The following is a 24,638-nucleotide window of genomic DNA, read 5'->3' as shown; positions in this document are numbered from 1 at the left end:
GCAGAGTAGGGGATGGATGGTATATCAGCTAGATCCCGGCCAACTGCTTGGCGACGCGCCGCTTCAGGCGGATGCACCCGATGCGGTCGGTCTGCGCGAGGTCGCAGCGAGCATCGCCACGGCGTTGGCGAACCTGCGCACGGACGCCAGCTTGGTAATCGGCATTGAAGGTCGCTGGGGATCGGGCAAGTCAAGCCTTCTTGCGGAGGTCGAACGCGCGCTTGTTGGGGCGCCGGCAGCGCGCCCGCACAGCTTAGTGCATTTCCGACCATGGCTGGTCGGGAACAGGGATGCGCTGCTTGAGCAACTGTTCGCCCATCTCGAGGACGCCGTAGCCGGGATTGAGGCGGCACGTGGCGATACCACGCGACAGACGCTTGTGCAGGCTAAACAAGTCGGCAAGGCGCTACGCGGTTTCGCTGCCGGTGTGAAGCGGGCCGGCAGCGCCGTTGAACTCGCCGGTGATGCAGCCGCGTTCGCACCGTTGAAATGGGCCGGCAAGGGAGTTGCTTGGTTCGGCGAGTGGCTCGGGCGTGAGCCTGCGGCAAAATCGCTTGAGACGTTGCGCGCCCGGCTAGAGGCCGCGCTGAAGGCGCTCGATCACCGCATCATAGTCACGATTGACGATATCGACCGTCTCGAGCCCGCCGAAATGCTCGAGCTGCTTCGACTTGTCCGTTCTGTCGGCGACTTGCCCAACATCCTCTATCTGCTGTGCTATGATAGCGCGATCTTAGCACATGGCGTGAGCCAAGCGGCGCAGGTCGAGGACGGTCAAGCCTACCTCGAGAAGATCGTCCAGCTCACCGTCCCAGTGCCGCTGCCAGAGGCGTTCCAGCTACGCCACTGGTTCGAGGTCACGCTCGCCAGCTTTGCCGCGCCGCGCGACGAAGATGGTGCGAGCCGTCTTCGGACGGTGATCGATTTAGAAGGTGGGCGCCGCTTGACCACACCGCGCGCGGTGGTCCGGGTGCTAGATGCGTTGCGGTTCCTGTGGCCGACCCTCGAGAAGGCCGGCGCTGATCTCGCCGACTTGGTATGGCTGCAGCTCATCAAGGAGGGAAATCCTGCGCTGTATCGTTGGATTGAGGAATACTGCGCCGCTGCCGCCGAGCTTTCGCTGGGCACCGGGCGTGTCGGTGAGGAAGAGCGAGCGGCCTCACTCGACCTGCTGGTTGCGCGGGCCGGCAAGGACTGGTTCGGTTCGCTCCATTATGCCCATCACTTCGCCGAGCAATTGCCAGGGCTCGAACTCAACTATGACAAAGAGGGAGCACGTTTCAGGCTGCACGGGACGGTCGCCGAGCGCGAACGAGATCGGGCGCTCGCCGGCAGACGATTGGCGAGCCCCGATCATTATCGGCTCTATTTCGCGCTGGCAGCGCCAACGCACGCATTGAAGCTCGCGGACTTTGATGCCTTCTGGGCAGCGTCGCGCGAAGGAGCGGCGGCGGTGTCGCAACTGCTCATAGCAATGCAGGTCCGTCCATCGGGGCGGTCGCTCAGTCAAATCGACATGTTGCTTGAACGTATTCGCGGGAGCGATTTGACTGTGATCGACCCGTCGCAAGCCGCCAACATCCTGCTCGGTTTCGCCGATGGCCTGGACTTGGTGTATTGGGCGCGGCCGTTCGAGCGTTTTTGGGTCACTGGACCTTGGGATCGCGCTGAGCGGCTAGTCGTCCCATTAGTTGAGCGGCTTGATGATGGCCTACGGGCTGCCACTGTTGATGCGATGTTCAAGGGTGCGGCACTATCCTGGCTTACCAATCTCTTTCGTCACGAGACCTTCGCGCATGGCCGCTTCGGCGATCGCCCTAAGCCCCCAAGCGAGCACTACTTCAGCGCGAGTGAATTGGATCGGATCACCGCAACTATGCGCGCACGCTACCGCGCCTTGTCGTTAGATGCGATACTGGAAGCCGTTTCGCCGATCGACATCCTGTATGCATGGATACAAGGCGCGGACGCGGAAGAGGTCGAGCATACCAGGGCATTTATCGCCGCTGAAACCGTCGACGACTCCCAGTTTTTACGTTTACTCGACGCGCTGCGGTCTGCCGTCACGACCAGCGATGGACAATTCAAGACGTTGAAGGTGGAGAACCTCGCACCGTTTCTTGACGCCGATACAGCTCTGGCGCGCTTGCGTGAGCTTGCTGTCGACATCAACCGACCGGAGCTAGCCCGCCGCGCGGGTAGTCTGATCGAGGCCGCTAAGGCCGCGCGTGAGTTTTAATCAGAGGCTGTGCGACGTTTGAGTAATGCCTGCCGCTGAGCCGAAGCCCATCTGCTAAGCAGTACCGGAACCGATGCTTGGAGCTGCTGCCGGGCAGTGCGGCGCGAGGGGCCAATGGTAGCAAACCGCAGACGCTGTCGTTGATCAATCGTCTAGCAGTCCCTACGCCGCCTCCGCAGAGACCGGCGCACGATATCCAGCAGGATCAGCCACGAAGTTGCCCACGTCGCTTTCGTACCAGCCGACGCAGTTCCCGCCCAGCGGGCGGCGGGGCGGGAAGGTGCCTTTTGCCTCACGTCGGTAGATGGTTGCCGTGGACAGTCCGGTCCGATCCCGCACCTCGGCGATCCGGAGCAGGCGATCCCGGCGGCGGTCCGCTTGTTCGCTGCCGTTGGTCACGTTCTGTTCTCCACCTTGCATTAGCCCGTTCCAAGGACAAAGGGCGGACTTCATACGCTAGGCCCCGGCAAGGGCGAGTGCTTCGGCTTGGCCGCGTGCTTTGCCCGGATAGCTTCGACGTTCGTCCAAATGCGAGCGAGCTCCACCTCGGCGGCCTCGTGCATGTCCATGCCGTTCGCGAGGCACAGCGCGGCGAGCGTGACCATGACGCCGCCCACCTCCTGCGGCGGATCTCCGACGTCGCGGCCGAAGACATAGTCGACCAACTGGTGTGCCTCGCTCGCGGTGCAGCCGGTCGCCTGGACGAGTTCCAGCGCCTCTTCAAGGAAGCGGTGGTTCCGCTCCTCGCGATCGCCCGCGATCGTCTCGCCGAAGCACTCGAGCAGCCACGGCTGGACCCGATCCTGAAACGTTTGCTCGCTCACTGCTGCACCCTTCCTTCCTGCCAGCACTGCTCGCGTACCTCGAAGGGCGGGCGGTGCGACTTCTCGACCATAACGAAGCCCGGACGCTGCGCGGCCTTGCGCGAGCGGCGGACGGTGACGCGGTTGCCGGGCGCCACCTGGATCTCGCGGTATTCGGACGGCATCAGTTGGGCGCCCCGTCGTGCAGGCGGTCCATCGACCCGATCCCTGGATTGCGGATGCGACGCCCTGGCTGCAACCGGTCTCGAAGGGCCAAGCAAGGAGATGACTCGTGTCGGACAATGAAGCGTTCGAGCGCGCGCAGCTGCGGTTTGCCGTCGACGGAGTGGTCGCTATCGCGGCGTCGCTTCATCGGTTCAGCCCCGGCGCGCATGAAGAATTGGCGGGAACCATCCGCCGGCTGCTTGCGGACCTGAGGAAGCAGGCGCCCGAGTGGGATACGCGGGAACGCATCGATCGCCTGGATCGCCTCCTTATGTAAGTGCACGGCGCTTCCTCCCATCCCGGCAGAAGCCGCAGCGACCGTGGACCAGCCGCGGCATGTCCTCGCCGCACTCGCCGCATTCGCCGGCCACACCGGCTGGTATCGGGGCGCGGGCGGCCGCGATGCTGCGCGCGAGGTGGGCCTCGAGAAGCAGCTGCGCGTCGTCGGCGGCGTCAGCCATGGCTAACGCCTCCCGGCTGGCCCTGCCCGCGACGGCTGGTGCGCGCGGCGAGCATTCGGGCCGCGTAGGGCCAGCCGAAGACCAGAACGCCAAGGGTGAACACGGCGAACGCTCGCCAGTCGCTGGCGCCCGCGGCACCGGCGGATCCGAAGATCATGCAGGCCAGTACCACCGGCAGCCATGCCGGATTGCTCGGGTAGGGGCGGCGGCTCATAGCGGCGCCCCCAGCAAGAGGGAGGCCGCGGCGAAGATCGCCACGACGGCGACGCCGAACGGCATCACCCTCTCGATCAGCCACCGGTCGCGATCGGCGTCGACGGGGTGGGTCGGCTCAGCCATGCAGGCTCTCCCACAGCGCGTTGCAGGCGATCGCGAGGATCAGCAGGCCCAGTCCGGCGGAGCCCGCCAGAGCGCGCACGACGACTTGACTGCGCGGCTGGTCGGACCGGCGATCGACTTCCGGCGCGTTCATGCCGCGAGCCCCTGCAGGCCGTAGGCCTTCGCCCGCTGGATCATCGTCACGTGATGCTCCAGCGCGGCCTTCTCCTCCGCCATCGCCGCCTGCTTCGCGGCGCGGGCGTCCTCGATGCGCTGGAGGGACCGCGCGATGTCGTCCTTGAGGGTGAGGGGCGTCACGCGGGTCGGCGTCGGACGGCCGCGGCGCGCCTTGGCGTTGAGATCGTCCAGCACGAGCTGGAGCAACGTCTCCGGTGTGAGTGCCAGCTTTTCGGCACGCATCCGGATTCGGGCGTTCAGGTCGCCGATCGCGCGGCGCTCCTGCTGGTAGCCCCGCTGGCGCTCATCCATCTGGCTGAGGCGGGCGCTACGGCAGCGCAGCTCCGTCACCGCGCCGCGCAGGTCCTCTATGGCCTGGCGCGTGTCGGGGCACTCGATCGTGGGGGTGTCGGACACGTTTGATTCCTCGCCACCGTCTGTCGCAGCGCGAGGTGCGCCGGCTCAGGTGATGAGGGCAATGTGCGGCACACGCACTATGCCGTCAAGGCTCAAAGTGCGTTATTCGCACACTGCGTCAATCGTCGTACACCGGATCGGGCCAGAACCCGCTGTCGTCCTCGACTGCTGAAGGAGGCTTAGCTTCGGGGAGGAGCGGTCGTTCTCCGTCAAACGCGACGCGGGCCACCGCCCCGAATTTGGTGACTTCTTGGAAGATGGCCTCGATCTCGCGCCCGCTCCGGAGCATGGCACCAATCCATGGGGCCCTTTCCGCCGTCAGATAGCCGATCTGCACTCCGCGCGCGCTGAACACGCCGACTGCCTGGGGGTCCGCCGGATTGCCGGGCTCTGGAACCAACTCGACCGGCTCGCCGGGCGTGCATAGGGCGAGCTCAAACCGGCGACTGGGACCGCGCTTGTTCGGGTGTTGTGCGCCAACGATGGCGAGCGAAAGTGTACGAGCCACGCTAGCCCAGAAGGCGAGGCCCATAGTTGATGGCGGCGACAACTAGGCTCACGACACCGCCAACGATAGCAACAGTTCGCTGAACTCGAGCCGCGGCTTTGTCGACCGCTGCCTCGATATCGGTCTTCACCTCCACTCGGGTGGGCACATGCGAAATCCGCTCTTTAACGGTCGCGAGGTCGACCGGCACGCCGGTAAGTCTACCAAGGTCGCTGTGGATAGCCGCAACCTGCGCTTCGAGCTTGGCGATACGCGGTTCCATATCCGGAGACATGCCACCTCCACCTCCCACGTTCAAGGGCGGGACGGGAGGGGGCGCTGTGCCCCCAGTGCCTGCTTGCTCCAGCAGCCGCTGCAGGGCTGCGAGGGCTCCGCTGTTATCCATCAGCTTGCCCGATCAATTTAAGGAGTAGCTTACGATTTGCAGCCATCGCGGCGTACAGCTGATCGGCGGCGGCTTCTGTAGACTCATCTCCTTTTTGAGCTGCCGCCACAACCGCTGCTGCCGACAGCGCGAAGCGCTGCAGAGCCTGGAAGCAATCCACGAACTCAGCTCGGGTGATCGGTTTCTCAGCGAGCTCTCGCGGCACCTGAAGGACTGTTTCCCCCAAGGGGATGCCATGCTTGCGCGCAAGCTTCTCGGTATCGATCACAAGTCTCTCGCAAACCAGATTACGCGACCCTCGATCCTTAGGTCAGCGGCATCGACCTCAAAGTCAGGCACATTGGGATTGTCCGACATCACCATGATCTTGCCGCGGCCGGCAGCACGTAGGCGTTTGATGCCGTGCGTCCCCAGATGATCGATCCAGTAGACGCCGTGGCTGCGCGACAGCTGCTTCTCGTTGATGTCGATCATCACGCGATCGCCGGCGCGGAGCGTGGGCTCCATGCTGTCACCGATGCCCTTCACGAGCCGCAGGCGGTCGGATGGTGTGCGGGTGATCGCCTGCACGAAGCCTACGCTCATCCGGATCGGCTCAGCCTCTGCAAACTCCTCGATTAGAGTGCCTGGCCCCATCGAGAGCGACAGATCGAGCGCAATGATCTCTACAGTGTCGTCGCCCGCGGCGGGCCGGATCGGCTGGTGCTCGGACCTAGGTGCGGCAAGGGGCGGCGGGAGTGCTTCCGTGGTTGCCCTCTCTGGGATCGAAATGCCGACGCGGCGGAGAAGCTCGTCGGATGACACCTGAAGGGCATCAGCGAAGGGTTGCAAGAAGGCCAAGTCAAACCTGATCCCGCCGTTGATGACCTTCGTCACCGTCGTGCGGTCTCGTCCGATTGCCTCCGCGAGAACTTGGTCGTTGATCCCTAGCTCACGCTTTCGCGCTTTGAACCATGCTGTGTCCACGGCAGGTGAGTGCACCACGCGCACGCGCCCGTCCCGTGCGTATTTGTCACCATGAGGGATTGACGTACGTGCGTATAACGCACATTCTCTGTTCATGAGCACCGCCCTTGCAGACTACATGGCCCGCCAGCGCATCACTGACGCGGAGTTCGCGTCGCTGATCGGCAAGGATCGTTCCTTGGTGAACCGGATGCGGCGGGGTGAAGCGCGTCCCACGTTGGAGGTCGCCGCGCAGATCGAGGTCTCCACAAACGGTGAAGTCCCGATGCAAGCATGGATCGCAAAACGTGGTGAGCAGGTGGCGGCATGACGCAGTCCCGCTGCTCTACCTGCGGCGCGCATGCCCAGCACCCGGAGGCGCGCTCCTGCCCATTCGAGCGCTGCCCGCTGAAGCGCGGTCCGGCCGCTGCTGTTTTCACCCCCGTTCATGCCGATCGGAATGCCCGATGACCGCACCGCACATCCACACCCCATACCGCACCGTTCCCGCATCGTTGATGCTCAAGACGCTCGGCGAGAGCCTGGAAGCCATCAAGCACGAGGATGGGGCCACGGACGCTGACCTGGGCGCGGTGCTGGGCAAGAGCGAGGACACGGCCGCGCGCTACCGCACCGGCCTGGCCGAAATGCCCGTCGTCTCCTTCCTGCGCGGGTGCCGCGAGTGGGACGGCCGCTTCGCCAACGCCGCGCTTGCCCTGGTGGGCATGAAGCTGGCGCCGATGAACGCAGCTGATGGCTGCGACCGCAAGGGCTTCAGCGCCCTTTGCGCGCTGCTCGCCGAGATGGCGGAGGCTGTCGAGGACGACGGGAAGATCGACGACGTCGAGCTGCTGGCGATGCGCCCGGAGCTCGAGGCTGCCGCCAAGCACATCGACCGGCTGCGCGACAGGCTCCGCCTGCGCGCGGTCACCACCGGCTGAGGACCTGAGCGCCGGCACCACCGGCTGAGGAGTAGAACGATGGACGCGAAGAACAGCGCGGGGGCGGCGAGGGCCGCTTCCGCGGGCAAGAACGGCTGCGCCCTGGACACGACGTCCGCGAAGGTGCTGGCCGCGATCACGAAGGCTGCCGAAGCGGGCGAGCAGTGCCCGACGAATCAGGCGCTGACGGAGCTGATCGGAGCGAAGACCGAGTCCGGCGGGGCGAGCGCGATCGCCCGCCTGCGTCGGCTCGGCCGGATCACGATCCAGCGGGACGGGGCAGGGCGGGTCGTCACAGTGGTGGCGACCGGCAAGTCCACCGCCTCTCGCGCCGTGACGGAGAGTTCGCCCACGGTCACCGGCCCGTGGAGTGCAGAGGAAGATGCGGTGCTGGAGCGCGAACTCGCCGCCGGCAAAGGCCCGGTCGAGATCGCCAAGCTGCTGGGTCGCGCAAAGAGCAGCGTATGGCACCGGGCGAACCCGACGCGACGCGCCGCGCGGGCCGCGGAGGCGAACCCGGCGCAGGCCGCGCCGACGATCGCCGCTCAGGCCATGTGCCACAATTGCGGCTCACGCATTGCGCCTGACGTCACGTTCGCCTGCTGGGCCTGCCGTGACCTTCGGAAGGCAGCGGCATGAGCCAGAACCGATCCACGGCCGTGATGCAGCGGCGTGTCGAAGCTCACGACAGCCTCGACGACTTTCCCACTCCGCCATGGGCGACCCGAGCGTTGTGCGAGTTCCTCGATGACCACCTCGGCGAGCCGCTGAGCCAGCTGACGTGCCGAGAGCCCGCTGCGAACCGCGGGCACATGGTGCGGCCGCTCCGCGAGTCCTTCCGGCATGTGCAGGCTGGTGACGTGCACGATTATGGCGCGGGCTTCGCGGTCGAGGACTATCTGTTCGGGCTGCTCCCAGTTCCAGTAGACTGGACGATCACGAACCCGCCGTTCCGACTGGCGGAGCAGTTCATCCATCGAGCGGCCGCATCCAGCCGCCGCGGCGTCGCGATGATCGTGCGTTCCGCCTTCCTGGAGAGCGTTGGCCGGTACGAGCGCCTGTTCGCCGATCGCCCGCCAGCTTTCGTGCTGCAGTTCACTGAGCGGGTGGTGATGCACAAGGGACGGCTGGCTCCAGAAGGTAGCACGGCCACTTCCTACAGCTGGCTGGTGTGGTGGGGCTTCGAGGCCGCACCGCGCGCCGATCGCGCCACCCGTTTCCGCTGGGTTCCGCCGTGCCGCAAGCGGCTGGAGCGAGCGGCCGATTATGTCGCCACCGCCTCACCGGAGAGCGCCGCGAGCGCGGCACAACCGGCATCCTGATCGGGATTTGGAGCGGGGAAGTGGCGCGCGCCCCGTCCCGAAGACCTGAACGCGCGCCGGAGTGAACAGTATGGATCATAACCCCGAAACGGGCGAAATCATAGAGGAGCGCGCTGCGGACGGCGGCCAGCGCTACCCCGCGGCTTCGACCCTCTCCGACCTAATCCTGATGCTCAAGGACGGCCAGTTCAACGCCGATAGCAGCGCGCCGCTCCAGGAGTTCGCGCAAAAGCTGGAAGCGCTGGGGATCGACACTGGGAAGAAGGCGAAGGGCAAGATCACCCTCTCCATCGAGGTCGAGTTTGACCACGACCGGGAGTTCTCGGTGCTCACGCCCAGCCTGGCATTCAAGCTGCCGGTGGAGAAGCACGGCGCCACCGTAGCGTGGTTCACCAGCGACGGCCGCCTGAGCCCCAACAAGCCGAACCAGGGCAACCTCTTCGGCACCATCCGCGAAATCACCACTGAACCGCGCGTCGTTCGCGGCTGATCGAGGACGAACCCATGACCGAGACCGATTCCCACACTGTCGCCGACCGCACCGGAGAGCTGATGGAAACCGCCTTCAACGTGGCGGGCGAGCATCTGCGTGCCAACGTCGAGACGCTCACCGATCCTCGCGACGGTAGCGAAGCGCCATTCGTCCTGACGCGTGACGGGGCCACAGTGGTGCGTTCGGATGCGTTCGACGCCTACCGGGACTTCCCGCTGCACCGCACCGGCACCGCCTCGCTGACGCAGCTCCCTTCCTTCATCGCGCTGGTGAACCGGTTCAAGCTCTCGCACTCGGCGATCTTCGCCAGCGACGACTTCAGCAGCCCGTCGCTGACGGCAATCTTTGATTATCACCCGGACAACTCGGCTGTCGACGCGGCGGCCTTCGTCCAATCGATGCGTCACCGCGCTAGTTATGCCTTCCCGCTGTCGAAAGAATGGCAGGCGTGGATCGGCAAGGACGCGAAGCCGATGGGCATGGGCGATTTCGCCCGGTTCATCGAAGACCACATCGTCGACATCTCGGCCGACCCTGCCGATCAGTTCGCCAAGTCGTCGCAGGACTTCGTTCAGGCAAACCGCGGGACCCTCGCCACGCCGTCCAAGTTGGTCGAGATCTCGCGCGGCCTTCAGGTCTACGAGCGCGCGGTCATCAAGGAGGCCAAGAATCTCTCCACCGGCGAGGCGCAGTTCACCTTCGACAGCGAGCACACGGATGGCGATGGCAAGCCGCTCACGCTGCCGACGATGTTCTCGATCACCATCCCGGTGTTCGCGCGATCGGCCGATGCCTTCCGGTTGATCGCGCGGTTCCGGTATCGGAAAACCGGGGAAGGGCTCGTGTTCTGGTATGAGCTGTGGCGTCCCGATCTGACGTTCGAGACCGCCTTCAATGAGGCTCTCGACAAGGTCTCGGCCGAAACCGGCTTGCCGATCTACACCGGCGCGCCCGAGCAGGTCCGAGCCTGACCCATGTTCGGGTGGCTCAACCGCAAACGCGCAGCTGAGCCGGTCGCCCCCGGCGCTGCTCTGTCCAAGATCGGACACGACCAGCGCCGGGCGCTGATCCGTGCCAAGGCGGACGAGATGCGCGCGAGCATGGGTTTGCCCGCCGCCGCGTGGCCGCCATTGTGAGGGCAGCAGCGTGAAGCGCCGGACTCATAAATACGCCGCCAAGCAGGCGGACTGCTGCTTCGGGCACGTGCACCCGTCGAAGCGGGAGGCGCGACGGTGCGCCGACCTGCACCTGCTGCTGCGCGCGGGCGAGATCAGCGAGCTGGTCAACGAGCCGAAGTACTATTTCGAGGTGAACGGCCGCGCGCTGGTGCACGACAATGGCCGCCGCGCCGTGTTCACGCCCGACTTCCGGTACCGCCGCAAGCGCGACGGGCGGCTGGTGGTCGAGGACACCAAGGGCATGAGCGTGCGCGACTGGCCGCTGCGCAAGGCGCTGTTCCGCGCCTGCTATCCCGACATCGAACTGATCGAGTCATGAGCGGCGACCTGCTCGCACGCCTGATCACGGCTGGCACGCCGGCCGACCTCGTCGCCGAGGTGGCGATGGCGCTCGCCCAGGCGGATGCACAGGCGCGGGCAGGGGCGGAGGGCCTGGAGCGTCGCCGCCAGCGGGACGCCGATCGGCAGCAGGCACGGCGCGATCGCGTGCGCGCGGAGGCCGAGGCGCAGGCGTCACGCTCCGTCACGCCCAATCACGTGACGTCACGTGACGTCACGGTTTCGGCCGCCCCCTCTCCCTCTCCCCTTTCTTCCCCCCAGACCCCCCAACAAACCCCACACCCACACCCCCACCCGGAGGGTTATCACGTGCACGCACGAGGGCTGCTCGCTCGGATCGTGCTGGGCGTGATCATCGACGGCTGTCGGGCCGCAGCGGAGGGCGCAGCCGCCGCCAGCAAGCGCCGCTGGCCCAAGGACATGCCCCCACCGGCTGGCGTCGCCGATGACCAGTGGGCCGGGTTCATCGACCACCGCAAGGCGAAGCGGAACGCGCTGACGCCCCGAGCCTACCAGCTGCTGGTCGCCAAGCTGGCGGAGCACGCCAGCGACGAATGGCCGCCCGGGCGCCTGGTCGACCTGATCGTCGAGCGTGGCTGGCTCACGTTCGAACCCTCCTGGATCCTCAACTCGACTGGACCGCGCAATGCCCAACGACCTTACTACGACCGACCGAGCGGAGCGATCGAAAGCCGTCGCCGCTTTCGCGAGCAGCACGACGTGGAACCTGCCGCAAGCTATCTCGATGGCTGAAGGCGTCGACCTGATCGCGCTGGAGGCGCTGTACCGCCAGCCGCCGAAGCCGCTGCGCGAGACGGAGCCTGGGGGCATGTCGCTGCGCAACCCGGCGATGGCGGGGGCGCTCACGGCAGGGCTGGGAGACGACCTGGCGATGATCTGGACGAAGATCGCGCCGACCGCGAGCGCCGACCAGGCGGATGCCTGGATCAAGACGATGCAGGTCGCGCTGGACGATCTGCCGGGCAAGGTGGCGCGTGAAGCGGCGCAGATGGTGCTGCGCCAGCCGATCCGGTTTGCTGGCGACGTCGATGGCGCGATCCGCGAGGCCGCGCGGGACGTTCTCGCCCGCCGGTCGCGAGCCCGGTACCGGATCCGCGAACTGCGCGAGGCGATCGAAGCGCGCCAGGCGGGGCGGGCGATCGAGGGCGACACTGTCGCGCCGCTCAGCCCCGAGAAGATCCGGGCGCTGACGGCCGAGCTGCGCGCCGTCGGGCTGAGCATCGGCGCAATCACTCAGGACCAGGTGGATGCAGCGCTCGCGTTGGAGGCGGCGTGAAGGGGGAGGGTATGACGGACGAACCTATGGCAGGGAAGGGCGCCGCTGGCGCCCGCTGGTGTATCCTGCGCACCCATGGCGGCCGAACGCTGCCGCTGGCCCGCTCGCTCGCCGATGCGGGCATTTGCGCATGGACGCCCGTGGAGCATATCCGGCGCCGCATCCCCCGATCCAAGGAGAAGGAGCGGGAGTTCCGGCCCGTGCCATACCTGCCGACCTATGTGTTCGCCCCGGCCGCAGACCTGGGCGAACTTCGTCGTTTGGAGGCGGCCGAGGAGAGCGGCCATCCGGCGTTCTCGGTCTTCCGTCACTGCGGCGCCTCGGTGCTGGTGCCTGACGCGGAGGTCGCGGCCTTGCGGCAGCGTGAGGCCGAGAGCGCCCGGCGGATGGAGCAAAGCGTTGCGGCGCAGGAGCGCCAGGGTCGCCGGCAGCGTGAGCGTGCCGAGCCATACGTGCAGGGGGCACCGGTGGCGGTGGAGCAGGGAGCGTTCGCTGGGCTGTCGGGCATCGTGGAGGAGAGCGACGGACGCCACACGCTGGTGCTGTTCGGCACGTCTTTGCGCGTGACGATTGAGACTTCCACATTGCGAGGCAATGCTGTAGCAGAGGCGTTATCTGCTGACTGATCAGCCCCAGACGAGCGATGCGCCGGCGTAAGCGCCACTGCCCTCGTCAACATGAGAGACCGGTGAGGGGCCCATTTGGTGCTTCGCCGGGAGTCCGGCAGGTTACCTGAAATTCAAGATGCGAGCCGGTTAAGCGGCTCATCTGCGCAGCGCGGTCTAGAGGTGCGGATGTCGAGCACGTCCCTCACCCCAGCCGACCGGCTGCGCCGGACCTTGGCCGACGTGACCGAGCGTCCCTCGGGCGACCGCGTGCGCCGAGTTGCTGCCTGCCGAGTGAGAGGCGTATTGTATAGGCGCCGGCCGGTCAGCGACCTACAACTCCACGGGCCGGCGCGAGGCAATCTGAGCTGGAAGAGTGAAAAGGTACTTGAGAACCGTATCAATGAAAGCCTTCGCGTCGAGCAGGTCGCCTTGGCTTACTCCCTCAAGATCATGTGCTCCGTCGTTTCCGATCAGGCGTACCTCATGAGCCCAGTCCCCGATCGCCTCGGGTAGCCGCTTCTCCCGGACCAACTTCTTCAGCTTGGCATCCAGCATGCCGTTCTCTTGAGGGAATGCCTCCTTGAGCGCTAGGTCCAGGCTGCGGCGGTACATTGTGGCCGCTGCTTCCTGGCAGTCTGGGCTGAGCCGGTTGCGCTCTGCTTGCATGAAAGCCCGCTCTACAGTTCTGGGCAAGCTGGCGGGCGCTTCAGGGGCCGGCGGGCTTGGCCAGGAATCAGCCAGTTCAAAGCCTAGCGCTTCCAGGTTGGTGTCCGGCCTATTTAGGCCCTGCACTCGACTGGCGAAGGTGCTGTCGGAGGAGCTTTGTACAAGCGTGTATCTCAAGGTAGCCGAGACGGGCATGTCGCAGCGACCGCACGAGGCTCCTGCAAGTGTGGGATCGGTCTTCCACTTGGATGCCGCGGGCGGTTTGTAGCCGAATATTTGGAAGCTCATCTGGTCTGCGCCGCAGTGCGGGCACATGGTAATGAACACTGCCATCCGTCACCTTTCTCAAGTTGGCGCTCGCAACCGCGGGTGGGCGTCTCGTCCCGCGTCGCCCCACGCGATCTCCGTGTCGCCGCATCCTGAAGTTGCCGCCGTGCCTGCACGGAAGATCTGAACGGGCAGAGGTTAGCGGAGAGCTTGAAGGTGTCTAGCCCCACCCCCTTCGGGTCCTTCCGTGGCCGCAGAGTAATACGGGGGGCAAAGGCGCAACTTCCGTCTAGCCACAGGAAATCGCCTTACTTCTTCCTCCCTCCGGCGCCGCGAAACGGCCGTTTTCCGCCATTTTCGGCGGCTTTAGTAGGGAAGTACGACCCCTCTGGGAGGGAAGTGAGTGGAAATCGACATCGAGGAGCCGACCCGGCCCCAGCTTGCTGCGGTGTTCGGCGTTTCCAGCCGCTGGATCGGTGAGCTGCGCTCGAAAGGCGATCTGCCCGAGGACGGCGCCTCCTTGCTCGAAAACATCGAGGCTTGGGCGCAGGCGAAGTACGGCCTCGACGGCGCGCAGGACGCGCTAGACCTCGATGCCGAAAGCGCCCGGCTGAAGAAGGAGCAGGCCGACTCCAAGGCGATGGATAATGCCGAGCGCCGTCGCGAGTTGGCGTCGCTGCCGGACATGTCCGGTGCCGTGATCGCAGTGATCGCCATGGCGGTCTCGCGGTTGAGCCAAGTCGGCATGATCGTCGCCAAGGGCGATCATAAACTCAGGGCGCGCATCGAGAAGGCGGTGAACGACGCCCTCAAGGAGCTGAGCGTCGCCAAGGTCGAGAAGGCCAGAGGCGGAGGCCTAGATGCCGAAGAGGCCGCCGAAGAAGACTGAGCCGCAGGCCCTCCAGATCCGCGGCGACGATGCGGTCCTGGCAGCCGTTCGCGAATGGCTCGCGATGTTTGCCCCTCGGCCAAAGCCGAAGCTGTCCGAGTTCATGCTGGAGCATGCCTGTGACGACACGGGCGCCAGTATCACGCCATTCCCCTTCCAGTTGGAGATGGCGGACGCGTTCACGGATCCGGAGACGGCGCAGCTGAGTTGCCGGAAGAGCAGCCGCATCGGTTACTCGACCATCCTGCAGTCGTTCATGGCCTATCGCATCCGGTACGATCCGGCGCGCTCGCTGATCTACCAGCCGACGATCGACGACGCGGAGAAGTACAGCCGCGACGATCTGGAGCCGGTCCTGCAATGGGACATTGTCCGGGAGGTCGCGACCTTCAAGCCGAGGCACGCGGACAACCAGATCCGGGCCAAGCGCTACAAGGGCGGCTGGATCCAGATCAAGGGCGCCAATAGCCCCAAGGAGTTCCGGCGCGTCACCGCGGACGATGTGTTCCTCGAGGAGTGCGACGGCTATCCGTGGGCTACGAAGGAAGAGGGCGATCCCGCCCGCCTGGCCTATAAGCGCAACCTGACGTCGCCGCGGCGGTTCAGTGCCGCCGGCTCGACACCGAAGGTGAAGGGCTTCAGCCGGATCGACCTGCTTTTCGAGCAGGGCAGCCAGGAATTCCGGTACGTTCCTTGCCCCCACTGCGGCGAGATGCAGCAGTTGGTGTTCGGCGATGGTACCGGCGCGGGCATCCGATGGGAGCCGAAGGAGAACCCAACCCGCGCCTGGTACCGGTGCGTCAACGGCTGCGACATCGACGAAGCCGACAAGGCGGCGATGGACGAGGCTGGCGAATGGCGAGCGCACAACCCCGCCGCGTTCCCGCGCCACCGCTCGTTCCACATCTGGGCGGCGTACAGCCAGCATCCCGGCGCCGCGTGGCTGGAGATCGCGCGCGAGTTCATGGAGGTCCGCAAGGATCCCAACCTCCTTCGCACCTTTGTGAACCAGGTGCTGGGCGAGGCATGGGCCGAGCGCGGTGAGGCTCCGGAGTGGCAGCGCCTCTATGATCGCCGGGAGAAGGCGATGCGGCTGGGAACGCCTTCGGCCAAGGCTGGGCTTCTTGTCGGTGCCGCGGACGTTCAGCGCGGTGGCGGCGGCCGCATCGATCTCGACATCTGGGCTTTCGGCCAGAACGGCCGGCGCGAGTTCGTCGAGCGCATCGAGGTCTTCGGCTCGATCTCCGACAAGGCGACCTGGGCCAAGCTGGACGCGGAAGTCTCTCGCACCTGGACCAGCGAAGACGGTCGCATCATGCGGCTGGCTCGGGTGGCGATCGATTCCGGCGACGGCGAGAATACCATGGAGGTGTACGCCTGGGCCCGCCGCCACCCCGGCTTCGTGATGGCGGTGAAGGGCCGGCACATGATCACGGCGAACCAGCCGATCGGCTCGCCGACCTGGCAGGACGTCACCGTGAACGGGCGCAAGATGAAGCGCGGCGTCCGGCTTTGGAACATCGGCACGTCGATGCTCAAGCTGGAGCTGTTCGGCGACCTGGAGAAGGAAAAGCCGGTCGACGGCGAGGAATACCCGGACGGCTACGTCTATCTGCCCGACGGCACCACCGACGAGTGGATCAAGCAGCTGGTCGCCGAGGAGTTGCGGATCATCCGGCAGCGCAACGGCGGTTTCCGGCGTGAATGGCACAAGAACCGGGACCGTAACGAGGCGCTGGACAACGCCGTCTACGCTCGCGCCGTCGCATTCTCCCTTGGTGTTGATCGGTGGACGCCGGCGCAATGGGCGCTGCTGCTGGAGAAGCCGGCGGAGGAACGGGTTGCGAAACCGGCCGGCAAGAAGGCGGCTCCCGCAAAACTAGCACCGGTCGCCCCGAAGAAGCCGCCACCGCCGAAGCCGCCGAGCAACTGGATGAACCGCAGGAGGCGCTGATGCGCATCAAGATCGCAGACACGTGGCACGAGGTGAAGCTCGGCACGCCCATCATGATCGAGCTGTCTCAGGCGGATCGGCGGAACATCGCGAACATGGCGCCAACGGCCACGAAATACGCCTGCTTTGCCGATGGCGAGCCCATGAGCGTCGATCAGAAGCGCGACTGGATGGACGGCTGATGGCCTATACCCAGAGCGACCTGGACGCGCTCAGCAAGGCGATCACCGCCGGCATCAAGAGCGTCACCTATGCCGACGGCCGCCGTGTCGAATACCAGACGCTGGCCGATATGCGGGCGCTCCGTGCCGACATGAAGGAGGAGATTGCAGCCGGCGGGCGCTTGAGCCAGCCGCGCACGACCGTCGGCAGGGTGATCCGCCGATGAACGTCATGGATCGGGCCATCCAGGCCGTCTCGCCCGTTTGGGGCGCCAAGCGTGCCGCTGCGCGCCGCGCTCTCGGCTATCTCAACAAGCCGACCCAGCGGTACGTCGGCAAGCCGGGTGACTGGGACCGGAATACGGGAAACCCCGACGATGCCCGACCTGCGCGCATGGTCGATCGCAAGCGCGTGATCGACCTCGTCGCTTCCGATCCGTTCGCTCGCAAGGCGCTGTCAGCGCTCGTCAACAACACCGTCGGGTGGGGCATCACCGGGGCTCCAAAGAAGTCTCCAGCGACGTTCCGCAAGCTGTGGAACGATTGGCTGAAGGTCTGCGACTGGTACGGCCGGCTCGGCTTCTACGGCCTGCAGGAGCTGGCGGTCCGGACGATGTTTCGCGAGGGCGAGGCCTTTATCGTCTTCCAGACGCTTTCTCTGGCGGAGGCGAACGGCACGATCCCGCTGCGCTTGCAGCTGCTCGACGCGGGCATGGTGGCGACCACCATCTACAGCCACGGCGGCAACGACGTAGTGGACGGTCTCGAATACGACGCCCGCGGCCGCGTCGTTGCCTATCACTTCTATGAGGGCCGGCCGAGCCAACGCTGGGCGTCATACCGGACCGTTCGGGTTCCCGCAGAGGACGTGATCCACCTCTTCGTGCAGGAATATGTCGGCCAGCGTCGCGGGCAGAGCGTCTTCAACACGATCGTGAAGCGGCTGGGCGACATCGACGAGAGCGTCGAGGCGGAGCTGGTGCGCAAGAACGTAGAGGCGTGCTTCGCCGCGTTCATCACCCAGGGCGTCGACGACAATGGGGTCGTATTCGGCGAACTGCAGGGCGACGCTGAGGCCAGCCCGATCGGCGTGCAGTCGGAGGGGCTAACGCCCGGAATGATCAGCCGCTTGGGCCCGGGCGAGAGCGTGAAGTTCGGCGATCCTAAGGCGTCCGGGGGGCTGAACGACATCCTGCGTCTCGCCCTGCTGTCGGCGGCGGCTGGTGCCGGCATCACCTACGAGCACTTCGGCGACCTCTCGAACGTGAACTTCTCCAGCTACAAGGCTGGCAACCTGGAGTTCCAGCGATCGACCGGCCGGATCCAGTTCAACACGCTGATCCCCGTCTTCCTCGATCGGGTCGCCTCCCGCTTTCAGGAAGCGGCCTTCCTCGCCGGCATGATGCCGAACCGGTCCTATGAGATGACCTGGTCACCTCCGCCCTTCGAGAGCATCGACCGCAAGGGCGACGCCGAGGCCGACATCCTGGAGATGGCAGCGGGTCTCGAAAGCCGCCCGAACCTCGTTGTCGCGCGGGGCTACGACCCCGACCAGCTGCGGGCCGAGATCGCAGAAGATCGCAAGCAGAACGGCGCCGCAAAGCTCGTGTTCGCGGGCGATGCGCCCCCGACCCAGTTTGCGGCAGCCGCCGCAACGCCAGCCGCCGCATAGGAGCCTGCCCATGACTAAGCCGAAGCCGGCGCCCAGCGGCGTCGACGAGCCCCCGCGCGCGGTTGGCGAGACCGCCGACGGTCCGCTGCCGCCGCGCCGCAAAACGTCGGTTCTCGCGCTTGCCCTGGTGGCGGGCGCCGGCATTGCCGGCATGCTGACGCGGGACGCCCCGGGCCAACGCCCGGGTGCCGATCCGGAAGAGCGCCGCCAGCCGCAGGCAGGTGGACGGGGCACGCGCAGCCTCGCCCTCGCTCCGGACAGCTACGATGCCGAGGCGCACACCGTGGAGGCGGTCCTCTCCACCGGCGCGGCCGTCCAGCGCTATTACTTCGTCGAAGAGCTGGAGATCTCGACGGAGGCGATCGACCTCGGCCGTGTAGCCGGCGGCGTCTGCCCCTTCCTCGACACACACATCCAGTCGCAAGTCGGCGCTCAGATTGGTCGCGTCACGCAGGCGCGTGTCGAAGGCGGTCAGCTGATCGGCACGCTGCAGTTCGACCAGACTGCTGCCGGGCAGGAGATCGAGGCGCGCGTCGCCCGCGGCGAACTTCGCGCGATCTCCATCGGCTACCGCGTCACCCGCTGGCAGATCACCGCCACCGACGAAAACGACAACGAGACCTGGCGCGCTGTCGCCTGGGAGTTGCTGGAAGCCAGCCTCGTGCCCGTTCCCGCTGATCCGAACGCCGTGGTTCGGTCTGCACCCGGGACCCCCGCCCACGGAACCCAAGAGGAAGAAGATATGCGACGGAACCTTCCGGGCGGCGGTGTCGCCCACCCGAATGCCAACCGCGGCGCCGCTGCCCCCGCGCAGACTGCCGCCGACACGACCGTTGTCGCCGAACCGAACGGTGGCACCCGCACGGACCCGAACACTCCCACGGGCGCGGGCTCGGGCGCGGCCCCGGTCGGTGACACCCGCACCGCGGGCGGCGTGTCGGCGTCGCGGATCCTCGACCTGTGCGGCCGCTCGGCCTCGCTCGGCAGCGAATTTGCCGCGGAGCTGATCCGCGCGAACGAGACGACGCCGCTGACCGAAGCGGACCTGCTCGGCCGAGTGAACGAGCGCCTGATCGCCGATCGTCCGACGATCGACGCGCGTGCCGGAGCCACCGGTACCGAGAGCGAGAGCTATCGCCAGGCTATCGAGGACGCGGTGATGCTCCGCGCAAACCCCGACACGCAGCTGCCGGACGAGCCGGGCCGTACCCGTGCACAGCGCCTGGAAGCCGCGCGCGAGTTCCGCGGCATGACGCTGATGGAGCTGGCACGCGACTATCTCGGCCGGACCGGCATCAACACCCGCGGCATGGGGCGCCTGGACGTTGCCGGCGCCGCGCTGGGCATGCGCTATGGCGCGCTGACCACCAGCGACTTCGCGAACGCGCTCGGCTCCGTCACCAGCCGCCGGATTCGCGGTGCATTCGATGCGGCACCTCAGACGTTCCGCCCGATCGTCTCGACCGGCACGCTGCCCGACTTCAAGCCGGCGCAGATCATCGGCCTCGGCGATGCTCCGGCTCTGCTGAACGTGCCCGAGAACGGCGAGTTCAAGCGCGGTGCGATCACCGACACCGGTATGACCTATCGGCTGTACACCTATGGTCGCATCATCCCCATCTCGCGGCAGGCGATCGTCAACGACGACCAGAACCTGTTCGGCCGTATCCCGACCATGTTCGGCCGCAAGGCGGCGGACCTGGAGAGCGATCTCGTCTGGGGTATCCTCCTGTCGAACCCCGCGATGGCGGACGGCGCACCGCTGTTCCATGCGAGCCATGGCAACCTCGCGGCGTCGGGCGGCCCGATCAACGTCGAGAATGTCGGCAAGGGCCGCCAGGCGATGCGCCAGCAGAAGAGCAACGAGGGTGGCTTCCTCAACATCGGCGCCACCTACCTGATCGTGGGCCCGGCCCAGGAAACGGCCGCCGACCAGTTCGTCACCGCGATCACCGCCAACACGAACAGCGCGGTGAACCCGTTCGCAGGGCGCCTCCAGGTGATCGTGGAGCCGCGCATCACGGACAACAGCTGGATGCTGTCGGCGGATCCCAACGCCTTCGACACCATCGAGCTGGATCACCTGCTCGGCCAGGAGGAGCTGTTCACCGACACCCGCGTCGGGTTCGACGTCGACGGCGTCGAGAACAAGGCGCGCCTCGATGTCGGCGCGGCCGCGCTCGACCACCGCGGCTTCTACAAGTCGCCGGCCTACTAAGCCGCCAGTCCACTGCATTGGCGGCGGGCAAGGCTCCCGCCGCCGGGAGAACCCACATGAAGACCATCAGCTTGCGGCAGCCCCTGCCGATCGGCGGGCCTGTCCACCATCCGTCGGAAGGCCCGGTGACCGTGGATGACGCTCTCGCCGAGCACCTCGTCAGCAGCGGCCTCGCCGACGAAGGCGACGGCGAAGAGGACGACGAGGAGTTCGACGAAGAGGACGAGGCCGACGGCCTTGAGGACCTCACCGTCGCCGACCTCGGCATCCTGGTCACCAAGGAGGGCGTGCCGCTCCATGGCGCGACCAAGAAGGACGACATCATCAAGGCGATCCGCGCTCACCGCGCCGCCGAGTAAGGAGCAGCATCGATGAAGAACCATATCCAGCCGGGGGTGAACCTCACCCTCACGGCTCCGCGCGACCTGGCGAGCGGCGAAGGCTTCCTGGTCGGGTCGATCTTTGCCGTCGCATCGACGGCGGCCAAGGCCGGCGAGCAGGTGGTCGGCGTCACCGAACAGGTGTTCGATCTGCCGAAGGCGACCGGTGCGGTGACGCAGGGCGCGAAGGCGTATTGGGACGATGCCGCCCATAACGTCACGACCGTCGCCGGGGGCGTGCTGATCGGCGCGTTCGTCGACCCGGCAGCGAGCGCGGCAGCGACGGCACGCGTGAAGCTCACCGGCCAGATCGCCGCCTGAGCGATGGATCCGTTCGCCTCGGCGCTCGACGCCCTGTTCCACGGGCCGGGCTCCGAGGCGGCGGATTTCGTGTCGGAAAGCGGCGTGCAGGAGGGTGTCCGCATCATCCGCTCCCGTCCGACTGCCGATGCCCCGTTCGGAGACAGCCGGATCCGGCAGGACACGACCGAGATCGATGTGCGCCGCTCGGAGGTGCCCGAGCCGGCACCCGGTGACCGCTTCGTGATCCGCGAGATCGATCCGGCCACTCAGGCGGAGGTCGAGACCGTCTGCATCATCGCCGGAGATCCGGCGCTCGATGTTGAGGGCATGAACTGGACCTGCTCGGCGCCGCCGGCATGAACGTCGAGATCGGCATCCCCGACTTCGCCAAGGTGATGCGGGAGGCCCAGGGCGGCGTCGCGCGAGCCGCGACCGTCGCGATGCGCGCCACCACCGGTGATGCGCTGCGCGAGCTGCGCGGGCAGGTCACGTCGGCCGGGCTCGGCCAGCGCATGGCGAATACCTGGCGGGGCAACGTCTATCCGAAGTCGCGCAACGGCATGAACCCGGCCGGCTACATCTACAGCCGCGCGCCGGACATCATCGACAGTTTCGTGCGAGGCGCGACGATCGTGCCGGTCAACGGCACCCGCTTCCTCGCCATCCCGACCGACAATGTGCCCCGGGCGCTCGGCCGGCGCGGATCCTCGCGCCGCATGACGCCGGCGCAGGTCGAGCACACGTTCAACCAGGACCTGTTCTACCAGCGCGGCAAGAACGGCCGGGTCCTCGCCTTCATCAACGCGGTTGGCGCGCGGCGCGGCCGTGGCATCCGCCAGGGTACGAAGCGCCGGCTGGCCCAGGGTCGGGCGCTCAAGCGCGTGCTGATGTTCACGCTCGTGCCGGCGGCGCGCATGCCCAAGCTACTCGACCTTGAAGGTCCGGCCGCCCGCTGGAGCGCCGCCTACATCGACGCCTTCACGCGCGGGCTGGAGAAAGACTGGTGAGCAAGCGCCTTGAGGTCCTCGCCGCGGTGAAGGCGCTGGTGCAGTCCGCCCTGCCGCACGTGAAGGTCATCGGCCTCGATGGCGAGGATGCGGCGCCGATGCGCGTACCCCCGACGGGAATGGTGGTTGTCCGAAGCGGCGACCCTGGCGAGCCAGAGGTCGACCTCTGTCCGCCCGTCTACCACTACACGCACCGCATTCCGATCGAAGTCAGCGCCTACGAGACGACGGCCGAAAGCGGCGAAGAGATCGTCGACCGGATGATGGGTCTGATCGGTGGCGCGGTCGAAGCGAACCGCACCCTCGGCGGACTTTGCGACTGGCTGGAGCCCACCGGCCCGAACACCGACGACATCTACACCGAGGCCGCGACCCCGGCTCGCGGCGGCGATTTCGACCTGGTCGCCTCCTACTCGACCACTTCCCCTCTCAACTGAGCCCGAAGGAACCCACCATGGCCGTTCAGCCTATCCGTCGGCGCGCGCTCGGCATCAATGCCGTGCAGGCGGCCGTGTTCGAGACGTCCTATGGGCAGACGCCCACGACCGGCTTCAAGCGCCTGCCGTTCGTCAGCAATGCGCTCGGCGAAGAGCGCCCGTTGATCGAGGACGATCAGCTCGGATTCGGCCGCGAGGGTCTGGACCCGGAATACGACGTCGCGACCAACGACGGCGATGTCGTGGTGCCGATGGACACCCGCGCGTTCGGCTGGTGGCTCAAGCTGCTGCTGGGCGATCCGGTGTCCGCCACCGCGGAGGGTGTCACCACGCACACCTTCACCTCCGGCAAGGACCTGCTGCCGTCCGCCTCGATCGAACTCGGCAACCCGGAGATCCCCAGCTACTCGGTCAACTTCGGCGCGCTCGCCAACCAGCTGCGCGTCTCGATGGCGCGATCGGGCATGCTGAACGCCACGATCGGCGTGATCGCGCAGGGCGAGACCCGCAAGCAGGCGCTCAGCGTCGCCGGCGCCCCCGAACTCTTCCACGGCGATCGCTTCCAGCAGGCGACCGGCTCGATCAAGCGCGGTGGCGAGGTGCTGGGCAGCGTCACCGCCGCCGGCTTCACCTATTCCAACAACTTCGAGAAGGTGGAGGCGATCCGCGAGGACGGCCGGATCGACGGCGCGGATCCTCTCAAGGCGATGATGACCGGCGAGCTGACGATGCGGTTCGACCGGCTCGATCTCTACGACGCCTCGGTCGACGGCACGCCGATCGACCTCGAGTTCGGCTGGAAGCGCGGCGCCACCTCCAGCCTGATCTTCACCGTGCCGCGCGTGTTCCTGCCGCGCGTGAAGCGACCCATCAGCGGGCCCGGCGGCATCCAGGCGACGTCGAACTGGCAGGCGTCCGGCGCTGGCGGCCACACGCTGACCGCCGTGCTGACGAACGACGTCGCCAGCTACTGATCCCCCAGCGGAGAACGCCCGTGAAGAAGGAAGACACCGCCGCGGAGGCGGCGAAGGAAACGCCCGTGCCGCTGCCGACCCACGTCGCCGCCGGCGTGAGCCCCGAGTTTGCGAAGCTTCGCGTCCTGGACGCAGAAACGGGCAAGCGCATCGCGCATGTGCTGGAGGCGGACACGGAGAAGGGGTTCGTCCGCCGCTATGCCGTGGAGGGCGGCAACTTCGTGCGCGAGGGCAGCGACCTGAAGGTCATCGAGGAGGAGCGCAAGGTCCGCCTCGAGTGGATCGGGGACGCCGCCTGATGCTCGTCGTCAGCAAGCGGGCCGAGGGCCCGGCCTGGCTGCCCGTTATGGGCGCGCAGGTGCTGTTCGCCCCCATCGACCGCAAGATGATGCGCGCCGCGCGTCGTGCGGCGGTGAAGGCTCTCCGCGGCGAAGATGCTGCGGAGGCGGACGAGGCTGGCGATGCGCCGGCCAGCGAGCAGCTGGAGGAGTTGGGGGATGCCCTCAGCGTCGCCCTGATCCTCGCCGGAGCGCTCGACTGGAAAGACGTTTGCCGGATGGCCGACGGCGAGGACACCAGCGCCGGTGAACCGCTGCCGTTCAGCCGGGAGAACCTGGAGCACGCGCTCTCCGACCCGCTGATCTTCGACGCGTTTGACCGGGCGTATGTCATGCCGTTCGTCATGCGGGAGCGGACAAAAAACGTCTCCGCCGCCTCTCAGAATGGCACTGGGGAGGCGGCGATGCAGGCGGACGCTATTGCCAGCTTACCTGCCAAGCCGGGGAAAGCGGCCGGTGCAAAGCGTGCCCGTACCGGATCGAAGAGCCCGACACCGCGGAAGCGGAAGGTGTCTGGGAGGTCCTGACCTCCTGCGATCGGCAGCTGCGGGTCGGGGGTGGCATGGCAGGCAAGCCGTTCGCCTTGGATTACGCGGCGGTGATGGCGGTCGGCGCCGCTCTGGATGCCGACATGGAGATGCTGGCGGACGTGCTGCCGGCAGCGGAAGCCGCGATCGTCGCGCAGTTCGCCGGCGACGGCGAGGATTGAGGAGGGC

The 24,638-nt window shown here is 66.7% G+C and carries 40 protein-coding genes; 27 read left to right on the top strand and 13 right to left on the bottom strand.

What is annotated here, in order from left to right; genetic code table 11:
* Positions 1-16: 16 nt before the first annotated feature.
* Complete coding sequence (locus EO081_RS07610; RefSeq protein ID WP_129341245.1) at positions 17-2,239, top strand: P-loop NTPase fold protein; 2,223 nt, start codon at positions 17-19, stop codon at positions 2,237-2,239.
* A 162-nt stretch (positions 2,240-2,401) separates the two neighbouring features.
* Here the strand turns inward: EO081_RS07610 and EO081_RS07605 are convergent, their stop codons facing one another.
* Genes EO081_RS07605 through EO081_RS07595 form a run of 4 tightly spaced genes read right to left on the bottom strand, consistent with a single transcriptional unit; the run spans position 2,402 to position 3,550 of the window.
* The gene (locus EO081_RS07605; RefSeq protein ID WP_240697575.1) at positions 2,402-2,638 is read right to left on the bottom strand and encodes a helix-turn-helix transcriptional regulator; all 237 of its coding nucleotides are present in this window, start codon (positions 2,636-2,638) and stop codon (positions 2,402-2,404) included.
* Between the two features lie 50 nt (positions 2,639-2,688).
* Complete coding sequence (locus EO081_RS07600) at positions 2,689-3,063, bottom strand: hypothetical protein (protein WP_129341243.1); 375 nt, start codon at positions 3,061-3,063, stop codon at positions 2,689-2,691.
* Positions 3,060-3,227, bottom strand: coding sequence for a hypothetical protein (locus EO081_RS16815; RefSeq protein ID WP_165284544.1), 168 nt, complete (start codon positions 3,225-3,227; stop codon positions 3,060-3,062). Before EO081_RS16815 ends, EO081_RS07600 begins: the two co-directional genes overlap by 4 nt.
* Positions 3,227-3,550, bottom strand: coding sequence for a hypothetical protein (locus EO081_RS07595; RefSeq protein ID WP_129341242.1), 324 nt, complete (start codon positions 3,548-3,550; stop codon positions 3,227-3,229). Before EO081_RS07595 ends, EO081_RS16815 begins: the two co-directional genes overlap by 1 nt.
* 37 nt (positions 3,551-3,587) lie before the next feature.
* On the opposite strand from EO081_RS07595, the gene EO081_RS16810 reads away from it, so the two are divergent.
* Entirely contained in the window at positions 3,588-3,734 is a 147-nt protein-coding gene (locus EO081_RS16810) for a hypothetical protein (RefSeq protein ID WP_165284542.1), read from the top strand.
* Here EO081_RS16810 and EO081_RS07585 read toward each other — a convergent pair.
* From EO081_RS07585 to EO081_RS07560, 8 genes are all read right to left on the bottom strand, one after another.
* Entirely contained in the window at positions 3,721-3,942 is a 222-nt protein-coding gene (locus tag EO081_RS07585) for a hypothetical protein (RefSeq protein WP_129341240.1), read from the bottom strand. The two genes, EO081_RS16810 and EO081_RS07585, sit on opposite strands and share 14 nt — an antisense overlap.
* Positions 3,939-4,067 (bottom strand): hypothetical protein, encoded by a 129-nt coding sequence (locus tag EO081_RS17185; RefSeq protein ID WP_260153725.1) that lies wholly within the window; start codon positions 4,065-4,067, stop codon positions 3,939-3,941. The genes EO081_RS07585 and EO081_RS17185 overlap by 4 nt, the downstream gene beginning before the upstream one ends.
* Positions 4,060-4,200: a hypothetical protein gene (locus EO081_RS16805; protein WP_165284540.1), complete on the bottom strand. Its 141-nt coding sequence runs from the start codon at positions 4,198-4,200 to the stop codon at positions 4,060-4,062. Before EO081_RS16805 ends, EO081_RS17185 begins: the two co-directional genes overlap by 8 nt.
* Entirely contained in the window at positions 4,197-4,640 is a 444-nt protein-coding gene (locus tag EO081_RS07580; protein WP_129341239.1) for a hypothetical protein, read from the bottom strand. Before EO081_RS07580 ends, EO081_RS16805 begins: the two co-directional genes overlap by 4 nt.
* A gap of 118 nt (positions 4,641-4,758) precedes the next feature.
* On the bottom strand, positions 4,759-5,148 hold the full coding sequence (locus tag EO081_RS07575; protein ID WP_240697574.1) for an HIRAN domain-containing protein: 390 nt from the start codon (positions 5,146-5,148) through the stop codon (positions 4,759-4,761).
* Position 5,149: 1 nt separating this feature from the next.
* Positions 5,150-5,422 carry a hypothetical protein gene (locus tag EO081_RS07570; RefSeq protein WP_129341237.1) on the bottom strand — a complete coding sequence of 91 codons (273 nt, stop codon included), beginning with the start codon at positions 5,420-5,422 and terminating at the stop codon, positions 5,150-5,152.
* A gap of 103 nt (positions 5,423-5,525) precedes the next feature.
* Entirely contained in the window at positions 5,526-5,801 is a 276-nt protein-coding gene (locus tag EO081_RS07565) for a hypothetical protein (protein WP_129341236.1), read from the bottom strand.
* Positions 5,798-6,523 carry an XRE family transcriptional regulator gene (locus tag EO081_RS07560; RefSeq protein WP_165284538.1) on the bottom strand — a complete coding sequence of 242 codons (726 nt, stop codon included), beginning with the start codon at positions 6,521-6,523 and terminating at the stop codon, positions 5,798-5,800. The genes EO081_RS07565 and EO081_RS07560 overlap by 4 nt, the downstream gene beginning before the upstream one ends.
* Before the next feature lie 70 nt (positions 6,524-6,593).
* On the opposite strand from EO081_RS07560, the gene EO081_RS07555 reads away from it, so the two are divergent.
* The 10 genes from EO081_RS07555 (at position 6,594) to nusG (ending at position 12,674) form a co-directional block, all read left to right on the top strand.
* Entirely contained in the window at positions 6,594-6,809 is a 216-nt protein-coding gene (locus EO081_RS07555) for a helix-turn-helix domain-containing protein (protein ID WP_129341234.1), read from the top strand.
* A 136-nt stretch (positions 6,810-6,945) separates the two neighbouring features.
* A complete protein-coding gene (locus EO081_RS07550) occupies positions 6,946-7,419 on the top strand; it encodes a hypothetical protein (RefSeq protein WP_129341233.1) in 474 nt (157 codons plus the stop codon).
* A 39-nt stretch (positions 7,420-7,458) separates the two neighbouring features.
* On the top strand, positions 7,459-8,058 hold the full coding sequence (locus tag EO081_RS07545; protein WP_129341232.1) for a helix-turn-helix domain-containing protein: 600 nt from the start codon (positions 7,459-7,461) through the stop codon (positions 8,056-8,058).
* On the top strand, positions 8,055-8,741 hold the full coding sequence (locus EO081_RS07540; protein WP_129341231.1) for a methyltransferase: 687 nt from the start codon (positions 8,055-8,057) through the stop codon (positions 8,739-8,741). Before EO081_RS07545 ends, EO081_RS07540 begins: the two co-directional genes overlap by 4 nt.
* 70 nt (positions 8,742-8,811) lie before the next feature.
* Positions 8,812-9,231 carry a hypothetical protein gene (locus tag EO081_RS07535; RefSeq protein WP_129341230.1) on the top strand — a complete coding sequence of 140 codons (420 nt, stop codon included), beginning with the start codon at positions 8,812-8,814 and terminating at the stop codon, positions 9,229-9,231.
* A gap of 14 nt (positions 9,232-9,245) precedes the next feature.
* Entirely contained in the window at positions 9,246-10,205 is a 960-nt protein-coding gene (locus EO081_RS07530; RefSeq protein ID WP_129341229.1) for a DUF2303 family protein, read from the top strand.
* 175 nt (positions 10,206-10,380) lie between these two features.
* The gene (locus EO081_RS07525; protein ID WP_240697573.1) at positions 10,381-10,731 is read left to right on the top strand and encodes a DUF1064 domain-containing protein; all 351 of its coding nucleotides are present in this window, start codon (positions 10,381-10,383) and stop codon (positions 10,729-10,731) included.
* Positions 10,728-11,504 carry a hypothetical protein gene (locus EO081_RS07520; protein WP_129341227.1) on the top strand — a complete coding sequence of 259 codons (777 nt, stop codon included), beginning with the start codon at positions 10,728-10,730 and terminating at the stop codon, positions 11,502-11,504. Before EO081_RS07525 ends, EO081_RS07520 begins: the two co-directional genes overlap by 4 nt.
* A complete protein-coding gene (locus tag EO081_RS07515) occupies positions 11,497-12,048 on the top strand; it encodes a hypothetical protein (protein ID WP_129341226.1) in 552 nt (183 codons plus the stop codon). The genes EO081_RS07520 and EO081_RS07515 overlap by 8 nt, the downstream gene beginning before the upstream one ends.
* 11 nt (positions 12,049-12,059) lie before the next feature.
* Positions 12,060-12,674: a transcription termination/antitermination protein NusG gene (gene nusG, locus EO081_RS07510; protein WP_129341225.1), complete on the top strand. Its 615-nt coding sequence runs from the start codon at positions 12,060-12,062 to the stop codon at positions 12,672-12,674.
* 312 nt (positions 12,675-12,986) lie between these two features.
* On the opposite strand, the gene EO081_RS07505 is transcribed toward nusG, so the two are convergent.
* Positions 12,987-13,655, bottom strand: coding sequence for a DUF4145 domain-containing protein (locus tag EO081_RS07505; protein ID WP_129341224.1), 669 nt, complete (start codon positions 13,653-13,655; stop codon positions 12,987-12,989).
* Between the two features lie 337 nt (positions 13,656-13,992).
* Here EO081_RS07505 and EO081_RS07500 point away from each other — a divergent pair, with 337 nt between their 5' ends.
* The 15 genes from EO081_RS07500 to EO081_RS16800 are packed head-to-tail and all read left to right on the top strand — an operon-like array spanning position 13,993 to position 24,631.
* Positions 13,993-14,478: a terminase gene (locus tag EO081_RS07500; RefSeq protein WP_129341223.1), complete on the top strand. Its 486-nt coding sequence runs from the start codon at positions 13,993-13,995 to the stop codon at positions 14,476-14,478.
* Positions 14,450-16,432, top strand: coding sequence for a phage terminase large subunit family protein (locus EO081_RS07495; protein ID WP_129341222.1), 1,983 nt, complete (start codon positions 14,450-14,452; stop codon positions 16,430-16,432). Before EO081_RS07500 ends, EO081_RS07495 begins: the two co-directional genes overlap by 29 nt.
* Entirely contained in the window at positions 16,432-16,614 is a 183-nt protein-coding gene (locus EO081_RS07490; RefSeq protein ID WP_129341221.1) for a hypothetical protein, read from the top strand. The genes EO081_RS07495 and EO081_RS07490 overlap by 1 nt, the downstream gene beginning before the upstream one ends.
* On the top strand, positions 16,614-16,820 hold the full coding sequence (locus EO081_RS07485) for a phage head-tail joining protein (protein WP_129341220.1): 207 nt from the start codon (positions 16,614-16,616) through the stop codon (positions 16,818-16,820). Before EO081_RS07490 ends, EO081_RS07485 begins: the two co-directional genes overlap by 1 nt.
* Complete coding sequence (locus tag EO081_RS07480) at positions 16,817-18,265, top strand: phage portal protein (protein WP_129341219.1); 1,449 nt, start codon at positions 16,817-16,819, stop codon at positions 18,263-18,265. The genes EO081_RS07485 and EO081_RS07480 overlap by 4 nt, the downstream gene beginning before the upstream one ends.
* A 10-nt stretch (positions 18,266-18,275) precedes the next feature.
* Complete coding sequence (locus EO081_RS07475; RefSeq protein WP_165284536.1) at positions 18,276-20,483, top strand: prohead protease/major capsid protein fusion protein; 2,208 nt, start codon at positions 18,276-18,278, stop codon at positions 20,481-20,483.
* A gap of 56 nt (positions 20,484-20,539) precedes the next feature.
* Entirely contained in the window at positions 20,540-20,842 is a 303-nt protein-coding gene (locus EO081_RS07470) for a hypothetical protein (RefSeq protein WP_129341217.1), read from the top strand.
* A 12-nt stretch (positions 20,843-20,854) separates the two neighbouring features.
* A complete protein-coding gene (locus tag EO081_RS07465; protein WP_129341216.1) occupies positions 20,855-21,184 on the top strand; it encodes a DUF2190 family protein in 330 nt (109 codons plus the stop codon).
* Between the two features lie 3 nt (positions 21,185-21,187).
* Complete coding sequence (locus EO081_RS07460; RefSeq protein ID WP_129341215.1) at positions 21,188-21,526, top strand: head-tail joining protein; 339 nt, start codon at positions 21,188-21,190, stop codon at positions 21,524-21,526.
* A complete protein-coding gene (locus tag EO081_RS07455; RefSeq protein ID WP_129341214.1) occupies positions 21,523-22,173 on the top strand; it encodes a DUF6441 family protein in 651 nt (216 codons plus the stop codon). The genes EO081_RS07460 and EO081_RS07455 overlap by 4 nt, the downstream gene beginning before the upstream one ends.
* Positions 22,170-22,610 carry a hypothetical protein gene (locus EO081_RS07450; protein WP_206364353.1) on the top strand — a complete coding sequence of 147 codons (441 nt, stop codon included), beginning with the start codon at positions 22,170-22,172 and terminating at the stop codon, positions 22,608-22,610. Before EO081_RS07455 ends, EO081_RS07450 begins: the two co-directional genes overlap by 4 nt.
* 17 nt (positions 22,611-22,627) lie before the next feature.
* Positions 22,628-23,584, top strand: coding sequence for a phage tail tube protein (locus EO081_RS07445; RefSeq protein WP_129341212.1), 957 nt, complete (start codon positions 22,628-22,630; stop codon positions 23,582-23,584).
* 20 nt (positions 23,585-23,604) lie between these two features.
* Positions 23,605-23,883, top strand: a complete 279-nt coding sequence (locus tag EO081_RS07440; RefSeq protein WP_129341211.1) for a hypothetical protein — start codon at positions 23,605-23,607, stop codon at positions 23,881-23,883.
* Positions 23,883-24,449 (top strand): hypothetical protein, encoded by a 567-nt coding sequence (locus EO081_RS07435; protein ID WP_129341210.1) that lies wholly within the window; start codon positions 23,883-23,885, stop codon positions 24,447-24,449. The genes EO081_RS07440 and EO081_RS07435 overlap by 1 nt, the downstream gene beginning before the upstream one ends.
* Positions 24,450-24,484: 35 nt before the next feature.
* Positions 24,485-24,631, top strand: coding sequence for a DUF7697 family protein (locus tag EO081_RS16800; RefSeq protein ID WP_165284534.1), 147 nt, complete (start codon positions 24,485-24,487; stop codon positions 24,629-24,631).
* Positions 24,632-24,638 lie beyond the last annotated feature (7 nt).

This window comes from Sphingomonas desiccabilis (assembly GCF_004135605.1).
GTDB lineage: Bacteria > Pseudomonadota > Alphaproteobacteria > Sphingomonadales > Sphingomonadaceae > Sphingomonas > Sphingomonas desiccabilis.
The sequence above is the reverse complement of the archived record's forward strand: the minus strand, read 5'-3'. Positions and strand labels throughout refer to the sequence as shown.

What these genes read in the sequence shown, in the direction of transcription:
- EO081_RS07435 (WP_129341210.1), top strand. Translation starts at nt 23,883, where the DNA reads ATGCTCGTCGTCAGCAAGCGGGCCGAGGGCCCGGCCTGGCTGCCCGTT.
- EO081_RS07470 (WP_129341217.1), top strand. Translation starts at nt 20,540, where the DNA reads ATGAAGACCATCAGCTTGCGGCAGCCCCTGCCGATCGGCGGGCCTGTC.
- EO081_RS07455 (WP_129341214.1), top strand. Translation starts at nt 21,523, where the DNA reads ATGAACGTCGAGATCGGCATCCCCGACTTCGCCAAGGTGATGCGGGAG.
- EO081_RS17185 (WP_260153725.1), bottom strand. Translation starts at nt 4,067, where the DNA reads ATGGCTGAGCCGACCCACCCCGTCGACGCCGATCGCGACCGGTGGCTG.
- EO081_RS07555 (WP_129341234.1), top strand. Translation starts at nt 6,594, where the DNA reads ATGAGCACCGCCCTTGCAGACTACATGGCCCGCCAGCGCATCACTGAC.
- EO081_RS07520 (WP_129341227.1), top strand. Translation starts at nt 10,728, where the DNA reads ATGAGCGGCGACCTGCTCGCACGCCTGATCACGGCTGGCACGCCGGCC.
- EO081_RS07540 (WP_129341231.1), top strand. Translation starts at nt 8,055, where the DNA reads ATGAGCCAGAACCGATCCACGGCCGTGATGCAGCGGCGTGTCGAAGCT.
- EO081_RS07445 (WP_129341212.1), top strand. Translation starts at nt 22,628, where the DNA reads ATGGCCGTTCAGCCTATCCGTCGGCGCGCGCTCGGCATCAATGCCGTG.
- EO081_RS07475 (WP_165284536.1), top strand. Translation starts at nt 18,276, where the DNA reads ATGACTAAGCCGAAGCCGGCGCCCAGCGGCGTCGACGAGCCCCCGCGC.
- EO081_RS07610 (WP_129341245.1), top strand. Translation starts at nt 17, where the DNA reads ATGGTATATCAGCTAGATCCCGGCCAACTGCTTGGCGACGCGCCGCTT.
- EO081_RS07505 (WP_129341224.1), bottom strand. Translation starts at nt 13,655, where the DNA reads ATGGCAGTGTTCATTACCATGTGCCCGCACTGCGGCGCAGACCAGATG.
- EO081_RS16815 (WP_165284544.1), bottom strand. Translation starts at nt 3,227, where the DNA reads ATGCCGTCCGAATACCGCGAGATCCAGGTGGCGCCCGGCAACCGCGTC.
- EO081_RS07545 (WP_129341232.1), top strand. Translation starts at nt 7,459, where the DNA reads ATGGACGCGAAGAACAGCGCGGGGGCGGCGAGGGCCGCTTCCGCGGGC.
- EO081_RS16805 (WP_165284540.1), bottom strand. Translation starts at nt 4,200, where the DNA reads ATGAACGCGCCGGAAGTCGATCGCCGGTCCGACCAGCCGCGCAGTCAA.
- EO081_RS07460 (WP_129341215.1), top strand. Translation starts at nt 21,188, where the DNA reads ATGGATCCGTTCGCCTCGGCGCTCGACGCCCTGTTCCACGGGCCGGGC.
- EO081_RS07515 (WP_129341226.1), top strand. Translation starts at nt 11,497, where the DNA reads ATGGCTGAAGGCGTCGACCTGATCGCGCTGGAGGCGCTGTACCGCCAG.
- EO081_RS07465 (WP_129341216.1), top strand. Translation starts at nt 20,855, where the DNA reads ATGAAGAACCATATCCAGCCGGGGGTGAACCTCACCCTCACGGCTCCG.
- EO081_RS16800 (WP_165284534.1), top strand. Translation starts at nt 24,485, where the DNA reads ATGGCAGGCAAGCCGTTCGCCTTGGATTACGCGGCGGTGATGGCGGTC.
- EO081_RS07550 (WP_129341233.1), top strand. Translation starts at nt 6,946, where the DNA reads ATGACCGCACCGCACATCCACACCCCATACCGCACCGTTCCCGCATCG.
- EO081_RS07480 (WP_129341219.1), top strand. Translation starts at nt 16,817, where the DNA reads ATGAACGTCATGGATCGGGCCATCCAGGCCGTCTCGCCCGTTTGGGGC.
- EO081_RS07495 (WP_129341222.1), top strand. Translation starts at nt 14,450, where the DNA reads ATGCCGAAGAGGCCGCCGAAGAAGACTGAGCCGCAGGCCCTCCAGATC.
- EO081_RS07570 (WP_129341237.1), bottom strand. Translation starts at nt 5,422, where the DNA reads ATGTCTCCGGATATGGAACCGCGTATCGCCAAGCTCGAAGCGCAGGTT.
- EO081_RS07530 (WP_129341229.1), top strand. Translation starts at nt 9,246, where the DNA reads ATGACCGAGACCGATTCCCACACTGTCGCCGACCGCACCGGAGAGCTG.
- EO081_RS07535 (WP_129341230.1), top strand. Translation starts at nt 8,812, where the DNA reads ATGGATCATAACCCCGAAACGGGCGAAATCATAGAGGAGCGCGCTGCG.
- EO081_RS07490 (WP_129341221.1), top strand. Translation starts at nt 16,432, where the DNA reads ATGCGCATCAAGATCGCAGACACGTGGCACGAGGTGAAGCTCGGCACG.
- nusG (WP_129341225.1), top strand. Translation starts at nt 12,060, where the DNA reads ATGACGGACGAACCTATGGCAGGGAAGGGCGCCGCTGGCGCCCGCTGG.
- EO081_RS07585 (WP_129341240.1), bottom strand. Translation starts at nt 3,942, where the DNA reads ATGAGCCGCCGCCCCTACCCGAGCAATCCGGCATGGCTGCCGGTGGTA.
- EO081_RS07485 (WP_129341220.1), top strand. Translation starts at nt 16,614, where the DNA reads ATGGCCTATACCCAGAGCGACCTGGACGCGCTCAGCAAGGCGATCACC.